This window comes from Rhodanobacter thiooxydans (genome assembly GCF_021545845.1).
Lineage (GTDB): Bacteria > Pseudomonadota > Gammaproteobacteria > Xanthomonadales > Rhodanobacteraceae > Rhodanobacter.
In genome coordinates this window covers 2,869,316-2,884,850 of sequence record NZ_CP088923.1, presented here as the reverse complement: position 1 = coordinate 2,884,850, position 15,535 = coordinate 2,869,316, and the positions used below count along the sequence as shown (strand labels likewise).

Genomic DNA, 15,535 nt, shown 5'->3' with positions numbered 1-15,535 from the left:
GGTTTCAGATCACGTCCCACATGTAGCCATCGTGCGCTAGCACCGCGCCGGCCAGCTGTTCGATCGCCTCGTCCTCGTTGCGTTCCAGCCCGCGTACGTTGCGCGCCATGCGCCGGCGCGCCTGGCGTGCGAATACCTCGGCGATGTTCACGGCTTCGTTGGCGGCGGGATGCGCCTGTTTCAGCAGACTGTCGGCGCGCGACAGCACGCACAGGCCTACGAACAGGTCGATCGCGATGTCGCCCAGGCGCTTCTGCGCGTGCTGCATGTCGGCCACCTTCTTGCCGTAGCGGCGCAGCAGCGCGTCGGAGGATCTGGACAACTCCACCGTGTACTTCTCGTAGGTGGCGGCCACCTTGCGCAGCCGCGGCGACAGCTCGTGCGCGATGCGGTCGATGCCGTAGCCGGTGGCCTCGCGCATGCGCCGGCCGGTGTAGCTGCCGAGCACGCCGAAGCCCTTGATCGGCTCGTTGAAGATGTCGCCCACCGCGGCCTTCAGCTCGCTGAGGCCCGCGCCCACGCCCTTCAGACCGGACAGCGCGATGTACAGCCGCAGGATCTCGTTGGTGCCCTCGAAGATCGACAGGATGCGCGTGTCGCGGGTGATCTGTTCGTACGGGAACTCGCGCATGAAGCCGTTGCCGGCGGCGATCTGCAGCGCCTCGTAGGACGCGCGCTGCACCGCTTCGCTGGCGAACACCTTGCTCATCGCCGCCTCGACCGAGTAGTCGCTGCCGCCGCCGTCGATCAGGTGCGCCACCATCCACACCGCGCTCTCGGCGGCGAAGCAGTCCACCGTCATCTGCGCGATCTTTTCGCGCACCAGGCCGAACTCGGCGATCGGCTGGCCGAACTGCTTGCGCTCCTTCGACTGCGCGCTGGCCAGCCGGATCAGCGTGCGCATGCCGCCCACCGCGCCGCCGCCCAGGCCGGTGCGGCCCGAGTTGAGGATGCTCATCGCCACCTTGAAGCCCTTGCCGACCGGGCCCAGCACGTTTTCTGCCGGCACGCGCACATCGGCGAACGCCACCGTGGTGGTGCTTGATGCGCGAATGCCCATCTTGTCCTCGTGCGGGCCGTGGCTCACGCCGGGCCACTTCGCCTCGACCAGGAAGGCGGTGATCTTGCCCTCGGGCGTGTCGGTGCGCGCGAACACGGTGTAGAAGTCGGCGATGCCGCCGTTGGTGATCCAGATTTTCTCGCCCGAAAGCGTCCAGCTGCCGTCGTCGTTGCGCACCGCCTTGGTGCGGATCGAGGCGGCGTCGGAGCCGGCGCCGGATTCGGTGAGGCAGAACGCGGCGATCATCTCGCCGCTGGCCAGCTTCGGCAGGTAGCGTTGCTTCTGCTCGTCGCTGCCGAACAGCAGCAGGCCCTTCATGCCGATCGAGCTGTGCGCGCCGATGGTCAGCGAGACCGAGCTGTCGTGGCTGCTGGTCTGGCCCAGCACGCGCGCGTAGGCGCCGTTGGACAGTTCCATGCCGCCGAACTGCTCGGGGATGATCAGGCCGAACAGGCCCATCTCGCGCAGCGCCTGGATGAACTCGGCCGGCTGCTCGGCGTCGCGGTCGTACTGCTTCAGCTCGGCGCCCTTGTCGGCGAGGAACTGGTCGATCGCGTCGGTCATCGCGCCCAGCATTTCCTTGTCGCGGGCGTTGATCTCGGGGTAGGGGAACAGGTTCTCTTCCAGGATGTTGCCCAGGAACAGCTGCTTGGCGACGCTGTCGTCGCTGCGCAAGGTGGCAGAAGCGGGGGTGGCGGGCGGCGACGAGCTCATGACGCGATCTCCATGAAAGGCGAAGCGCCATTCTGGCACTTTCGCCGCGCCCACTCATGTTGCCAATCGACGCACCCGGCGCGTCGCGTGGCCATGCCGTCCGGCGGCGACGACGGGCCGCCGGTGCTTGAAACGTTTTCCGGCGCACCCAGATCACCGCTTGTGGTACGTCATATCGGCGGGTTTTCGGAGGTAGGGCCATGGCAACCGGTTGGGCGGGCGACGGCGCCGTGCAGGAGCAGATCGACGCCACGGTCGACGATGCGGTGCAGCGGGCGCGCCAGCAGTTGCGCAAGGGCCCGGGCCTCAAGCACTGCGAGGAGTGCGACGCGCCGATTCCCGCGGCACGGCGCCAGGCCGTGCCCGGCGTGCGCCTGTGCGTGGCCTGCCAGGAAGCGCAGGACGCGGAGCAGCGCAGCGCCAGCCTGTACAACCGCCGCGGCAGCAAGGACAGCCAGCTGCGCTGAAGCCCATGCTTGGAGTGCGACGGCGCTCCTCACTTGCCGATCGAAATGCGGCGCTCGCCTAGCGTCCTGCCGCTCGCACCCCATGCCCGCACCCTGTACTCGCCTGGCGGCAGATAAAGCGCGGCTCGCTCGTGCACGTCCAGTAAGGTGTATCGGTCGGCCGGGGTGGCATCGTCCGGTTCGTTTGCCAGCCGTGCCTCGATAACGCAGGGGCGGGTTCGCGCGCACAGGGCGGTGTCGATCAGCCATGCGTGGCGCCGCTGGTCGCTGCGCAGCCAGTCGGGACGCGGGGTGTCGCTGGTGGGCGGGAGGATCACGCTGACGTCATTGCGCTGGGGGTAGGCGCTCCACGGCTTGCCGTTGACACGATTCAGCAGAACCATCGCCCTGGCCGGGTGCAATGCCGCAATCAGTTGCTGGTAAGGCGGCGACTGTCGCGGGGGGGATCGACTCCGCTGAATACGGTCTGGTTGATGGACAGGGGATCGAAACCGCTCAATCGCTTCAGTTCCATCGCCATCGGTCTGACATCCTCACCCAGCCCGCCGGGAGCCTTGTCGATGTGCGCATAACCGGCATGCACGAACAGGCGTGCCGCCGGGTCTGCCATGAAAACACGGCGATACAGATTATCGGCCTGGCTGTTTTCCCGGATCTTCGGCGTCATGTCGGATGACTCGTACGGCACGATCACGAAGCCGAGCCGGATCGCCTCGCGCACGATGTCGCCGTACAGCGGTTCGCGCAGGTATTCGCTGCCGCTCGTGGCCAGTGCGTAACCGCGGTGGGCCAGTTCGGTATCCCTTTTGTCGAGCGCCTCGGCAGCGAAGTGGGTGAAGCCTAGGCACGCAGGCGCGGCAGCAAGGCCAGCGTGAGCAGGCGGGTATGCGGGTCGTGATAGGCTTCGTTGACCATCACGATGCGGCGGTTCGCAGCGAGCCTGGTGATGGCATCCACCGCGTTGACGGCCTGCCATTGCGTCGGTGACGGCATGGCCCGGTCGGCGCGGCCCGCACTGGCGAACGGAAAGTCGCTGACGGCGGCCCGGTACAGGCCGAGATTAGCGTCGGCAAAGGCGAGGAACTGGCGCGCCTGCTTGCGGTCGTCGTCCGAAAGTTACGGCATCAGCCGATGCAGGTACTGGTAGCGCGCCAGGTCGTTGGGCAGCGGCTTGAGTTCCTGGAAGAAATTGCGCGCCTGCGGTCGAGCTGCCTCCATGGCCGTCGCCATGGGCGCCGAGAACGCGGACAGGCAGAGCAGGGTGGCGACGAATCGTGGCGACATGGGCTGGATCACATATGCGGGTTCGCCGAATCTACACACGCGGGTCCCGTGCCGGAAGCCGTCCGGTCAGTTGTTCCGGATCATCCCGCAGAGCGGGATAGATGACCGCTGCCTCGGGATGCAGACGAGGATGGTACTTGTGCGTCCGATGGACAAACGGCAAGCTGGATCCCATTGACTGGCCGACTTGGTGTCGCGGGACAGTCGGCAACGGGTCACTGGCGTGTTAGAGCCGCATGATGCGCATTGCAACTGCCATAGTCCTTCTTTTAGTCGCTTCCTCTGCCTGGGCGCAGAAGTGCACCACTGCAGAGGCGCAGGCCGCTGAGAGCTCCGTTGATTCGCTTGCCTCATGGCAATCCATCTATGCATCCTATAGGCAGTATGGTCATTGCGACGATGGTTCCATTGCTGAGGGATTCACCGACAAGATCGTCCACCTGCTTGCTACTCGCTGGGATTCGCTCAGCCAAGCACAGCAGCTCATCGCCAGTGACCCCAAGTTCCGAGTCTTCGTGTTGCGCCACATCAATGGCTCCGCCTTGACTACTGAGCTGAATAGAGTCGCAACCTCAGCTCGGAACCAATGTCCTAGGTCGGCTGCGCTTCTCTGCAAGCAAATCGCAGGGGCTGCCAGTGAGCGGTAGCGGCTCTAAAACTTCATTCAAGCCGAAGCCGCTTCGCGGCTCGGCTTATTTCAGGCGATGGCATGGAGGCAGCGCTCATTTCCACTTCATTGAACCCGTTCGAACTCGCCGCCGGCATCAACTACTTTTTTGCGTTGCTGCCGGATGAGCAGACGCGTCGTGCGATCGCCGGCGTGGGCGAGCGTTTCCGCAAGTCGCACCGGGTCGAGGGAACGCCGGTCGGCATCGACGACCTGCACCTGACGCTGTGCCCGATGGGCAAGCCTGAGCGATTGCGCCGGCCGCTGGAAGAATCGCTGCTGGCCGCGGCCAGCGACGTGCGCGCCCAGGGGTTCACCGTGACGCTGGATGCAGCGATGCGCTTCAGCGCCAGGGACGGGCAGTTCCCGTTCGTGCTGTGCGCGGACGGGCTCACCACCGCCGCGGCGCTGGAGCTGCGCAAGGCGATTGCCGTGGCGCGGGCCTGCAGGTCAGTGGCGTGTCCAGCTTCCTGCCGCACGTGAGCCTGCTGCACGGCCATGCGGTCGACGCGGTCGAGGAATCGGTCGCGGCGATCCAGTGGCAGGTGTCCGAGTTCGTGCTGATCCGCAGCTTCTTCGGCCAGTCGAAGTACGAAGTGGTAGGCCGCTGGCCGCTGGCGGCAGGCGCCGCGCCCGAGCCACTCGACCTGCTGGCGGAGCTGGCCAGCGTGGTGGACCTGCCGGATCTTGCGGAGCTGACTGACTGGTCCGACGTGGAGTGATTGGCGCCGGACGCGGCTCGCGTCAGATCGGCGGCTCGGCGTTCGCGGCGCGCACCTCGCGGCGCCGCTGGCGCGCCAGGCTGTGTTCGCGGTGGGCGATGTACAGGCTGGCACCGATGATGATGGCCGCGCCTGCCGCGGTGTAGCGATCCACCTGTTCGCCGAAGATCCACCACGCCAGCACGGCCACGATCAGCAATTGCAGGTAGCTGAACGGCGCCAGCAGCGAGGCGTCGGCCAGCCGCAGCGCGCGCGTCCAGCACCAGTGGCCGCTGGTGCCCAGCGCGCCGGACAACACCAGCCACGGCCAGATGGCGGCATGCGGCCATTGCCATACGGCCAGCGCGGCGGGCAGCGACAGCGGCACCCACAGCAGCGTGGTCAGCAGCACGATGCGGTCGGCCGGCTCGCTGCCGGTCAGCGACTTGATGCTGATCGTCACCGCGCCGGTCAACGCCGCCGCGAGCAGGGCCACCAGGCTGCCGGCGGCGAACGCCGCGCTGCCGGGCCGCACGATCACCAGCACGCCGATGAAGCCGGCCACCACCGCGCTCCAGCGGCGCCGGCGCACGACTTCGCCGAGAAAGATCACCGCGCCGATGGTGACGAACAAGGGCGAGGAGTACGACAGCGCCACCGCCTCGGCCAGCGGCAGGTTCACGATCGCCCAGAAGCCGGCCAGCATGCCGCCCATGCCGAGCACGCAGCGCATCACGTAGAAACCGAAGCGCGGCGTACGCAGCAGCGCCCAGCCGTGCCCATGCAGCAGCGGCAGGGCGAACAAGGCACCGAACGCGCTGCGGAAGAAGGTGATCTGGAACGGGTGCAGCTGGGCCGAGGCGAAGCGGATGGTCACCGCCATCAGCGCGAAGAAGCCGGCGCTGCCCAGCATCAGCAGCACCGCGCGCAGCGGCAGCGGGGTGGGAACGGGCGGCGATGCGGGGATCGGGTCCAGGGCCGTGGCGGGGCAGTTCGAGGTGGCGCGCATGGTACCCCACTTGCGCGCCGGCTTTGGCGCCGCCGGGCGCGGCGCTTCAGTGTGCGGGCGGCGTCGCGGCTTCCGTGGCCTCGCTCGACCACGCCTGCAGCCGCTCGCGCACGGCCGGTTCCAGGCTCTTCAGTCCCCAGCGACGGCCTTCCGCCAGCGCGGCGTCGGTCGACTGGCCGCCGAGCAGCGCGGCGCGCAGGGCGATCATCGCACCCACCCGGTTGCTGCTGGCGCAATGCACCAGGGTCGGCTGCTCGCCGGCCTCGCGCAGCAGGCGGTCGAACTGCACCACGCGGTCGCGGGTGAGATCGCCGGCGCCGCGGATCGGCAGGTTGTGATAGCCGATGCCGGCCGCCCGCACGGCGGCGGCTTCGTCGAAGTCGGGCGTCTCGCTGTCCAGGCTGAGGTCGATCACCTGGCGGGTGCCGGCGCGCTTTAGCGCGGGGATGTCACTGGCCTGCAGGCGCCCGGAGGCCACGCGGTGCGGCGCGGGGAACGCAACATGAGGAAGCCCGGCCAAGGCGGCTTCTTCCGGCGCGGCGGCGGCGACGGAAGCGGACAGGGCAAGTGCCAGCAACAGCAGCAGTAGGCGGTACATCGGCGTATGTCTCGGGGAAGGGGGAGACGGTCAGGATAGTCGAGTCGGGGCTCGAGTGGTCGAGGATCCGGCGATGATCACGGGTGCTGCCGTCCGGGCCACCTGGCCGGGGCAAGCCATGCTCCGCTGGCCAGTATAATCGCTGGCCCATTGATTGGACGACCAGGATCGACCGATGTCCGACATCCCCGCCTGCCCGCTGTGCGCGATGGAAAACACCTATCCGGACGGCGACAACTACGTCTGCGCCGACTGCGGCCACGAGTGGCCGATCGCGGCGGCAACCCAGGCAGGCGACGCCGCGCTGGTGGTGCGCGACGTCAACGGCAACGTGCTTGCCAGTGGCGACACGGTGACGGTGATCAAGGACCTGAAGGTGAAGGGGTCGTCGATCCCGCTGAAGCAGGGCACGGTGATCCGCAACATCCGCCTGGTCGACGGCGACGACGAGCACATCGAAGGCAGCTCGGACAAGATCAAGGGGCTGGTGCTGAAGGCGTGTTTCCTGAAGAAGGCTTGAGAGCCTGTTCATGATCTCCAAGTGCCCCGCGTTGTCATCGAGCGACTGCCTCGCAGCCGCTCGATGACAACCCTTCGGGCCGGGTCTGTTTGTCCGCATGCCGGCGTCATCACTCGGTCGTGGACGGACGTCCACTCCTCAGCTCCTCAAAGCCGAGTCCATCCATGGACTCTCCCCGCGTGCCCACGTTCTTCCTTGGCCTGCGGACAAACAGCTCCCGGCGCGGGGTACTTGGAGATCATGAACAGGCTCTGAGCGCGCGCGGGCCTACTGGCGTGCTTCGAGCCGCAGCCCGCGCGGGGTCAGCCGGCGCTCGACCAGTTCGAACAGGCCCTGCACCAGCAGCGCCAGCACGGCGGCCGGGATCGCGCCCTGCAGGATCAGGCCCACGTCGTCCAGCCGGATGCCGGTGAGGATCGGCTGGCCGTAGCCGCCGGCGCCGATCAGCGCCGCCAGCGTGGCGGTGCCCACGTTGATCACCGCCGCGGTCTTGATCCCGGCCAGGATCGAGCGCATCGCCAGCGGCAACTCGACCCAGCGCAGGCGCACGCCGGGCGGCAGGCCCAGCGCGGCGGCGGACTCGCGCAGTTCCGGGGCGATGCCGATCAGGCCGGCGTGTGTGTTGCGCACGATCGGCAGCAGGCTGTACAGGAACAGCGCGGCGATCGCCGGCCAGGTGCCGATGCCGAGCAGCGGGATCATGAACACGAACATCGCCAGCGACGGCACCGTCTGCAGGATGCCGGTCAAGCCGATCAGCCACTGGCCGAGACGCCGCCGCCGGGCCGCCAGGATGCCCAGCGGGATCGCCAGCAGCATGGCCAGCCCGAGCGAGATCGCCACCAGCCTGAGGTGTTCGACGCTGCGCTGGAGCAGTTGCGTCCACCGGCCGCCCTCGTGGTCGTGCGCATGGATGCCGAGGAAACTGGCAGCCACCACGTTTTCCTTCACGCCGCGCAGCTTCACCCGCGCGTTCATCGCGCGCATCGCGTCCTCGTCGATGCTGCCGGCGAATTTGCGCAGCACGCCGACGAAGGCGGGGGCGCTCTGCTCCAGCGCCAGGCGGTACAGGTAGACCGCGTCGTAGCGCGGGAAGTAATGGCGGTCGTCGCGCAGCGTGCGCAGGTGGTAGTAGGGGATTTCCGCGTCGGTGCTGTACAGGTCGATCGCGTCGACCGCGCCGCTGGCCACCGCGCGGTACGACAGCGCGTGGTCGAGACCGCTCACCTTCGCCTGCGGCAGGCCGTAGCGTTGGCGCAGGCCGGGCCAGCCGTCGCCGCGGTCCATGAACTCGTTGGAAAAGCCGAAGCGCAGGCCGGGGTGCTGCAGCAGGTCGGAAATGTCCCGGATGCCCAGCCGCGCGGCGACATCGTCGCGCATGCCGAGCGCATAGCTGTCGCTGAAGCCGAGCGAGTCGGTGATGCCGACGCCCAGGGGTTTCAGCCGCGCGCGCAGGCTGGCGATGTCCGCGTTCGCCGGCATGCCCTTCAGCAGTTCCTGGGTGAGCGTGCCGGTGTACTCGGGATAGGCGTCGATCTCGCCGTCGAGCAGGGCGCGCCACAGGATGCGGGTGCCGCCCAGCTCGCGCCGGTGCATCGCGTCGATGCCGGCTTCGCGTGCGCCGGCCAGCGCCAGTTCGCCGAGGATCACCGACTCGGTGAACTGCTTGGAGCCGATGCGTACCGGCGCGGCCTGCGCCGGCGCGGGCTGCAGACATGGACCCAGCAGCAGGCAGGCCGCCAGCAGCATCGGCGCGCTCAGCAGGCGGTGCATCACGGAGCCTCCGGCAAGCGTCGCTGCGCGGCGACGAAGCGGCTGACGAACGCGTCGGCGGGGCACTCGCGCAGGTCGCGGAAAGCTCCGTCCTGCAGCACAGCGCCCTGGCGCAGCAGCACCAGCCGCTCGGCGAACCAGGCCGCTTCGGCGAGGTCGTGGGTGACCACGATCACCGTCTTGCCGAGCTGGTTGAAGATCTGCTTCAGCTCGTCCTGCAGCTCGTGCCGCACCACCGGGTCGAGCGCGCCCAGCGGCTCGTCCAGCAGCAGCGCGTCGGGGTCGGCCATCAGCGCGCGCATCAGCGCCACGCGCTGGCGCTGACCGCCGGACAGTTCGGCCGGATAGCGCTCCAGCACGTTCGCCGGCAGGTGGGTCAGCGCGGCGAGCTGTTCCGCGCGCTGGCGGATCCGCTCGCGATCCCACCCAAGGTAGCGCGGCAACAGGGCCAGGTTGCCCAGCGCGGTGAGGTGCGGAAACAGGCCGCCGTCCTGGATCACGTAGCCGACCCGCCGACGCAGCGGCAGCACGTCGGCGCGCTGCAGGGGCTGGCCGTCGATCTCGACATGGCCGTGGTCCGGCCACTCCAGCCCGAGCAGCAGGCGCAGCACGGTGGACTTGCCCGAGCCGCTGCTGCCGATCAGCGCGGTGGTGGTGCCGGCAGCGAACGCCAGGGTGACCTGTTCGAGCGCCTGCAGCCTGCCGTAGCGCTTGCCCGCCTGCACCAGTGCGAAGGCGATGCCGCCGGCGGACTCAGCCGTGGACATGGCGCGTCATGGCAGCTCGACCTTCGGTTCGGTGGCGGGGAAACGGCGCGGGCGGGCGATGCCGCCGCGGCCGCGGTGCGCGCGTGAGCCTATCAGCAGGGCGGATCCGGCTGCTACCGGCGAGCGCCGTGCTGGCCGGGCCGGGCCGCGGCGTCGACGCCACGGATCGTTGTGGCGTGCCGCTCATCCGCGCGTGGTCGCCGCCTTGCCGCTCGGCGTCGTACATCGCGCCGTCGGCGCGCCGCCGCAGCTGCCTGGCGCCCTCGCCGTGGTCGGGATGGAGCGCGCCGGGCTCTCAATCCAGCGGCGCGGTCATGATCAGCCGGCCGACCGCGTAACCGCGCTGGCGCGAGTGTTCCTTGAGCTGCAGGAACAGCGCCTGGTCCATCGCGGGGCGGCGCGAGAGTATCCACAGGTGCTTGCGCCCGGGGCTGCCGATCACCGCCCACTGGTAGTCGGCGTCCACCTCGATCACCCAGTAGTCGGCCCAGGCCATCGGCAGCCAGGTCAGCCAGGCCGGCGCGAAGCGCACCTCCAGCGCCGCGGGCTGGTTGTCCTTGATCCGCGCTACGCCATCCACGGACATCGGGCCCTTGCCGGTGCGGCAGGTGTTGTGGATGTGCACGGTGCCATCGGGGTTCGGTGTGTAGGTGGCGATCACGGCACCCAGGCAGTTGCGCTCGAAGTACATCGGCAGGCGCGCGACCTCGTGCCACTGGCCGGCGTAGCGGTGCAGGTCCAGTGACGGCACCGGCTGGTTCGGCAAGCTGGCAGCGCCAACCGGCCAGGTGCAGGCCAGGGTCGCCGCGATCAGCAATCGGCAAAACACATGCATGGCCTGGTTCCGTGGAGCGTGCGTGGTGCGGGAGGGACCAAGGATGGTTGAAGCATGGCAGGCGGTCTAGCGGTAGCGCGCTTCCTGCAGGTCGATCTCGCGCACCAGCCGGCGCGAGACCTCGTCGGAGATACGGCGGTGGCGCGCCAGTTCGAAGACCGCCTCGCGCTGGCCCTGCAGCGCGGCCAGGCGCAGCTCGCGTTCGGCCGTGTCGGCCTTGCGCAGCTGCCGCGCCTCGTCTTCGCTGGAGGCGTCCTCGTCCAGCCAGTGCTGGTACAGGGCGATCACCCGCGTGGCGGCGTTGGTGTAGGTATCGACGTCGCCGGCCGGCGCCTTTTCCAGCAGTTCATGCTGGGCTTTCTCGACGGCGGCGATCGCCGCCTTGGCGGCGCTCCGGCGGGCCAGGTTCTCCTCCCGCTGCACCGCCGGCTCCGGCGGCAGCTGCAGGCCTTTCAGCAGCGGCGGCAGGCCGATGCTGGCAACCAGCAGCGAGAGCAGGATCACCGCGGTGGCGAGGAAGATCGTCAGCTCGCGCGCGGGAAAGGGCGTGCCGTCGGGCAGCAGCAACGGCAGCGTCATCACGCCGGCCAGGGTGATCGCGCCGCGAACGCCGGCCAGCGAGGTCGCCAACAATAGGCGCCAGTGCGGCCGGCTCACCGGGGTGCCGTGATGGTGCGCCTTGAGCACGTTCAGCCGCAGCGAGATCCAGACCCAGGCGAGGCGCAGCAGCGCCAGGCCGATATTGATCGCCAGCGCGTACACCAGCAGCCACCAGGGGTTGCGATGGCCGCTTTGCGCCACCGATTCCATCGCGCCCTGCAGACTGGCGGGCAGCTGTTCACCCAGCAGCACGAACATGATGCCGTTCAGGGCGAACTGCACGGTGTTCCACACCGCCGTGCGCTGCACGCGCGTGGTCGCCAGCAGGCGGCCGCTGAGCTCGACATAGCTCATGGTGATGCCGGCCGCCACCGCGGCGAGAATGCCCGAGGCATGCACCTGTTCGGCCAGCAGATAGGCGCCGAACGGGATCAGCAGGCTGATCAGGATCGGCGAGCCGGCCTCCTGGCCGAAGTGCCGCGACAGCCAGCGTTGCGCGAAGCTCACCGCCACGGTGAACGCCACGCCGACGCCGAACCCGGCCAGCGCCACCCACAGGAAGGTCAGCGACGCGGACAGCAGCGAGAAGCTGCCGGTCATCGCCGCCACCGCGAAGCGGAAGCAGACCAGGCCGGATGCGTCGTTGAGCAGCGACTCGCCTTCGAGGATGTGCATCAGCCGCTTCGGGATCGGCACCCGCGCAGTGATCGACGACACCGCCACCGGGTCGGTCGGCGACACGATCGCCGCCAGCGCGAACGCCACCGCCAGCGGCATCGCCGGGATCAGCCAGTGGATCAGGAAACCGACGCCGACCACGGTGAACACCACCAACCCCAGCGCCAGCGCCAGGATCGCGCCGCGGTCGCGCATCAGCCCGTCCTTGGGGATGCGCCAGCCGTCGAGGAACAGCAGCGGCGGCAGGAACAGCAGGAAGAAGATGGCCGGGTCGAGCGCCACGCCATGCTTGAACACGCCGGTGATCACCGCGCCCAGCCCGATCTGCACCAGCGGCAGCGGCAGCGAGAACGGCAGCATGCGTACCAGGTAGCCGCTGCCGACCACCGCCAGCAGCATGGCCAAGGCTACTTCGATCGAGTTCATGGGATGTCCGGGTGCGTTTGCGACCTTAGCAACACGGCGGCCGCCGCGTCGAGCGACGGCGACGACATGCCGGGAGCGACATGGCATACCATCGACGCTCCCGCGACCGATCCGTTCCCCAGGAGATCGCATGCCGCCGATCATCATCGTTCGCCAGCTCGGCAAGACCTACGCCTCCGGCTTCCAGGCGCTGAAGCGGATCGACCTGGAGATCCGTCGCGGCGAAATCTTCGCCCTGCTTGGCCCCAACGGCGCCGGCAAGACCACCCTGATCAGCATCATCTGCGGCATCGTCAAGCCCAGCGAGGGCAGCGTGCTGGCCGACGGCCACGATGTGGTGCGCGACTATCGCGCGGCGCGCGCGAAGATCGGCCTGGTGCCGCAGGAGCTGACCACCGACGCGTTCGAGACGGTGTGGAACACGGTCAGCTTCAGTCGCGGCCTGTTCGGTCGCGCCGCCAACCCGGCGCACATCGAGAAAGTGCTGAAGGACCTCTCGCTGTGGGACAAGCGCAACAACAAGCTGATCACCCTGTCCGGCGGCATGAAGCGGCGCGTGATGATCGCCAAGGCGCTGTCGCACGAGCCGCAGATCCTGTTCCTCGATGAGCCCACCGCAGGCGTCGACGTGGAATTGCGTCGCGACATGTGGGCGATGGTGCGCGCGCTGCGCGACACCGGCGTCACCATCATCCTGACCACCCACTACATCGAGGAGGCCGAGGAAATGGCCGACCGCATCGGGGTGATCCACAAGGGCGAGCTGATCCTGGTCGAGGACAAGGCCGAGCTGATGGAGAAGCTCGGCCGCAAGCAGCTGACCCTGCACCTGCAGAATCCGCTGGAAGCCATCCCCGCGGCGCTGGCCGGCTACCCGCTGCAGCTGTCGGCCGACTGCCGGCAACTGGTCTATACGTTCGACGCGCAGGGCGAGCACACCGGCATCGACGTGCTGCTGCGCCGGCTCGGCGAGGCGGGCATCGACTTCAAGGACCTGCAGACCCGGCAGAGTTCGCTGGAGGACATCTTCGTCGGCCTGCTGAGGGAACGCGCATGAATCTTTACGCGATCCGCGCGATCTACCGCTTCGAGATGGCGCGCACCGGGCGCACCCTGCTGCAGAGCATCGTCTCGCCGGTGATCTCCACCTCGCTGTACTTCGTGGTGTTCGGCGCGGCGATCGGCTCGCACATGAACGGCATCGACGGGGTCAGCTACGGCGCCTTCATCGTGCCGGGGCTGATCATGCTGTCGCTGCTCACGCAGAGCATCTCCAACGCCTCGTTCGGCATCTACTTCCCGAAGTTCGTGGGCACCATCTACGAGATCCTGTCGGCGCCGGTGTCGCCGTTCGAAATCGTGGCCGGCTACGTCGGCGCGGCGGCGAGCAAGTCGATCATTCTGGGCCTGATCATCCTGGCCACCGCGCGGCTGTTCGTGCCGTTCGGCATCGAGCATCCGCTGTGGATGCTGGCGTTCCTGCTGCTCACTGCGGTCACCTTCAGCCTGTTCGGATTCATCATCGGCATCTGGGCGGACAACTTCGAGAAGCTGCAGCTGGTGCCGCTGCTGGTGGTGACGCCGCTGACCTTCCTCGGCGGCAGCTTCTACTCGATCCACATGCTGCCGCCGTTCTGGCAGAAGGTCACCCTGTTCAATCCGGTGGTGTACCTGATCAGCGGCTTCCGCTGGAGCTTCTACGGCGTGTCCGACGTCGGCATGGGCGTCAGCGTGGGGATGACCGCGGTGTTCCTCGCGATCTGCCTGGCCGCAGTGTGGTGGATCTTCCGCAGCGGCTACCGCCTGAAGGCCTGAGCCGGGGATGCCGGCGTATTCAGGTCAGCGCGGTGTGCGCATGGAACGGCAGCTCCCGCGCGCCGGTGCGCAGCACCGCCGGTTCGGCCGCGTCGAGCTGCTCGCGGCGGGCGTCGATTACCACCAGAATGCGTCCTGCGGCGATCTCGTCGCTGAACTTGCGGCTCACCGTATCGGGCACCTCGAAGCCGACGATCTCGCCGATGCAGGTGCCGAAGGCGGCGCCCAGCGTCACGCCCAGCGGCGGCACGGCGGCCGCGGCCAGCCCCAGCAGCAGGCCGGTGCCGCCGCCGCAGACGCCGCCGCGCACGGCGGCGGGGTAGAAGTCGTTGCGTCCCTGCATCAGGTGATCGGGGATCTTCTCCAGTTCGATGTCCTCGCGGGCGACCAGCGAAATGTCGCGGTCGTCGACACCGGCTTCGCGCGCGGCCGCCATCGCGGCACGCGCGGCCGGCAGATCGTTGGTACTGAATACGCAGCGGGTTTTCATCGGGGCAGGCCTCCGCTTCCGGCATGGGCGCTGCCGCATGGGCGGGCCGGTCGACCCCGCGGGGCCACGCGGCAAGACGGGCTTGCACGCTTGGCTCTTAGTCCCCGGGGCGTTGTGGGCACGTGACCCGGTTGTTATGGCCGGGCAAGGCGCGGCGCAGCGAGGGAACGGGTACGCTCGCGTGGCGGGGTCGCTCGCAATGAACGAATCGCGGATGAACGAGTCCATAGCGGATACGCGACGACAGAAGGGGTGAACGTGCGCAGGCAATCATCGACAGGCAGCTGGATCGGCGCGGTGGTAGTGGTACTGGCCGTCGTGGCGGGCGGCGTGTACCTCGCGCGCAAGGCGATGCAGCCCGGCGTGCCGGCATCCAGCACGCCGGCCGCGGCGGCATCCACCGCCGTGCCTCCCGCCACGGCGTCGGTCCAGCATCCGATCGAACAGGTGCAGACCGGCCCGGCAACGGCATCGACCGCGGCGCTGCCCGCGCTGGGCGACAGCGATGCCAGCGTGGCCGCGGCGCTCGTCGCGCTGGCCGGGGACAGCGAGCTGTCCTCGTTGCTGGTGAGCCAGCAACTGGTCGCGCGCATCGTCGCCACCGTCGATGCGCTGCCGCGCCACGACGGGCTGGCGGCATTCACGCTGCCGGCGCATGCGCCCAAGGGGGCATTTGCGGTCGAGGAGGTGGGCGGTGCCACGGTCCCCGGCGCCGCGAACGCCGCGCGCTACGCGCCGTACATGCGGGTGGTCGACGCCGTCGATCCGCAGGCGCTGGTGGCCTGGTACGTGCACGCCTATCCGCTGTTCCAGCAGGCGTATCGGCAGCTGGGCTACCCGAAGGGCTATTTCAACGATCGCCTGATCGTGGCGATCGACGACATGCTGGCCGCGCCGGAACCCGCCCAGCCGCCGGCCCTGGTGCGCTCGAAGGCATACTACGTCTACGCCGACCCGGCGCTGGAATCGCTGTCGACCGGGCAGAAGCTGCTGCTGCGCGCGGGCACGGCCAACGAGGCGAGGATCAAGGCCAGACTGCGCACGATCCGCGGCCTGCTGGTCGGACAGGCCTTGCCCGCGCCGGCGGGCACGGCGGGCTAGTTTCGCGCGTCATCTCGGCCGCCACCTGAC

General features: G+C 68.6%; 19 protein-coding genes. 7 read left to right on the top strand and 12 right to left on the bottom strand.

Annotated features, from left to right (window positions below):
• Positions 1-4: 4 nt before the first annotated feature.
• Entirely contained in the window at positions 5-1,774 is a 1,770-nt protein-coding gene (locus LRK53_RS13065; protein WP_027491814.1) for an acyl-CoA dehydrogenase family protein, read from the bottom strand.
• Between the two features lie 200 nt (positions 1,775-1,974).
• Here LRK53_RS13065 and LRK53_RS13060 point away from each other — a divergent pair, with 200 nt between their 5' ends.
• On the top strand, positions 1,975-2,241 hold the full coding sequence (locus LRK53_RS13060; RefSeq protein WP_027491813.1) for a DksA/TraR family C4-type zinc finger protein: 267 nt from the start codon (positions 1,975-1,977) through the stop codon (positions 2,239-2,241).
• Positions 2,242-2,270: 29 nt separating this feature from the next.
• On the opposite strand, the gene LRK53_RS13055 is transcribed toward LRK53_RS13060, so the two are convergent.
• The 4 genes from LRK53_RS13055 to LRK53_RS13040 form a co-directional block, all read right to left on the bottom strand.
• A complete protein-coding gene (locus LRK53_RS13055) occupies positions 2,271-2,624 on the bottom strand; it encodes a hypothetical protein (protein WP_027491812.1) in 354 nt (117 codons plus the stop codon).
• Positions 2,625-2,650: 26 nt separating this feature from the next.
• Entirely contained in the window at positions 2,651-2,962 is a 312-nt protein-coding gene (locus LRK53_RS13050; protein WP_185754580.1) for a hypothetical protein, read from the bottom strand.
• A 119-nt stretch (positions 2,963-3,081) separates the two neighbouring features.
• Entirely contained in the window at positions 3,082-3,234 is a 153-nt protein-coding gene (locus LRK53_RS13045) for a hypothetical protein (protein ID WP_185754579.1), read from the bottom strand.
• Positions 3,235-3,357: 123 nt separating this feature from the next.
• A complete protein-coding gene (locus LRK53_RS13040; RefSeq protein ID WP_185754578.1) occupies positions 3,358-3,525 on the bottom strand; it encodes a hypothetical protein in 168 nt (55 codons plus the stop codon).
• A 709-nt stretch (positions 3,526-4,234) separates the two neighbouring features.
• Here LRK53_RS13040 and LRK53_RS13035 point away from each other — a divergent pair.
• Positions 4,235-4,675, top strand: coding sequence for a 2'-5' RNA ligase family protein (locus LRK53_RS13035; protein WP_235642280.1), 441 nt, complete (start codon positions 4,235-4,237; stop codon positions 4,673-4,675).
• On the top strand, positions 4,651-4,914 hold the full coding sequence (locus tag LRK53_RS13030; protein ID WP_235642278.1) for a hypothetical protein: 264 nt from the start codon (positions 4,651-4,653) through the stop codon (positions 4,912-4,914). Before LRK53_RS13035 ends, LRK53_RS13030 begins: the two co-directional genes overlap by 25 nt.
• Positions 4,915-4,936: 22 nt before the next feature.
• Here LRK53_RS13030 and LRK53_RS13025 read toward each other — a convergent pair whose 3' ends face one another.
• Entirely contained in the window at positions 4,937-5,902 is a 966-nt protein-coding gene (locus LRK53_RS13025; protein ID WP_081666549.1) for a DMT family transporter, read from the bottom strand.
• A gap of 46 nt (positions 5,903-5,948) precedes the next feature.
• Positions 5,949-6,500, bottom strand: coding sequence for a protein tyrosine phosphatase family protein (locus LRK53_RS13020; RefSeq protein WP_027491808.1), 552 nt, complete (start codon positions 6,498-6,500; stop codon positions 5,949-5,951).
• Between the two features lie 175 nt (positions 6,501-6,675).
• On the opposite strand from LRK53_RS13020, the gene LRK53_RS13015 reads away from it, so the two are divergent.
• Positions 6,676-7,020: a zinc ribbon domain-containing protein YjdM gene (locus tag LRK53_RS13015; RefSeq protein WP_027491807.1), complete on the top strand. Its 345-nt coding sequence runs from the start codon at positions 6,676-6,678 to the stop codon at positions 7,018-7,020.
• 267 nt (positions 7,021-7,287) lie between these two features.
• On the opposite strand, the gene LRK53_RS13010 is transcribed toward LRK53_RS13015, so the two are convergent.
• The 4 genes from LRK53_RS13010 to LRK53_RS12995 form a co-directional block, all read right to left on the bottom strand.
• Positions 7,288-8,796 (bottom strand): ABC transporter permease/substrate-binding protein, encoded by a 1,509-nt coding sequence (locus LRK53_RS13010; RefSeq protein WP_027491806.1) that lies wholly within the window; start codon positions 8,794-8,796, stop codon positions 7,288-7,290.
• Positions 8,793-9,560 (bottom strand): ATP-binding cassette domain-containing protein, encoded by a 768-nt coding sequence (locus LRK53_RS13005; RefSeq protein ID WP_235642276.1) that lies wholly within the window; start codon positions 9,558-9,560, stop codon positions 8,793-8,795. The genes LRK53_RS13010 and LRK53_RS13005 overlap by 4 nt, the downstream gene beginning before the upstream one ends.
• 295 nt (positions 9,561-9,855) lie before the next feature.
• Positions 9,856-10,395 (bottom strand): lipocalin family protein, encoded by a 540-nt coding sequence (locus LRK53_RS13000; protein ID WP_037089050.1) that lies wholly within the window; start codon positions 10,393-10,395, stop codon positions 9,856-9,858.
• 66 nt (positions 10,396-10,461) lie between these two features.
• Positions 10,462-12,099 (bottom strand): Na+/H+ antiporter, encoded by a 1,638-nt coding sequence (locus tag LRK53_RS12995; protein WP_027491805.1) that lies wholly within the window; start codon positions 12,097-12,099, stop codon positions 10,462-10,464.
• A gap of 130 nt (positions 12,100-12,229) precedes the next feature.
• On the opposite strand from LRK53_RS12995, the gene LRK53_RS12990 reads away from it, so the two are divergent.
• Both LRK53_RS12990 and LRK53_RS12985 read left to right on the top strand, forming a co-directional pair.
• Complete coding sequence (locus LRK53_RS12990) at positions 12,230-13,156, top strand: ABC transporter ATP-binding protein (protein ID WP_027491804.1); 927 nt, start codon at positions 12,230-12,232, stop codon at positions 13,154-13,156.
• Positions 13,153-13,914 (top strand): ABC transporter permease, encoded by a 762-nt coding sequence (locus tag LRK53_RS12985; RefSeq protein WP_027491803.1) that lies wholly within the window; start codon positions 13,153-13,155, stop codon positions 13,912-13,914. The genes LRK53_RS12990 and LRK53_RS12985 overlap by 4 nt, the downstream gene beginning before the upstream one ends.
• Positions 13,915-13,933: 19 nt before the next feature.
• Here the strand turns inward: LRK53_RS12985 and LRK53_RS12980 are convergent, their stop codons facing one another.
• Positions 13,934-14,404 carry a hypothetical protein gene (locus tag LRK53_RS12980; RefSeq protein ID WP_027491802.1) on the bottom strand — a complete coding sequence of 157 codons (471 nt, stop codon included), beginning with the start codon at positions 14,402-14,404 and terminating at the stop codon, positions 13,934-13,936.
• A 258-nt stretch (positions 14,405-14,662) separates the two neighbouring features.
• Here LRK53_RS12980 and LRK53_RS12975 point away from each other — a divergent pair, with 258 nt between their 5' ends.
• Positions 14,663-15,505 carry a DUF3014 domain-containing protein gene (locus tag LRK53_RS12975; protein ID WP_235642266.1) on the top strand — a complete coding sequence of 281 codons (843 nt, stop codon included), beginning with the start codon at positions 14,663-14,665 and terminating at the stop codon, positions 15,503-15,505.
• Positions 15,506-15,535 lie beyond the last annotated feature (30 nt).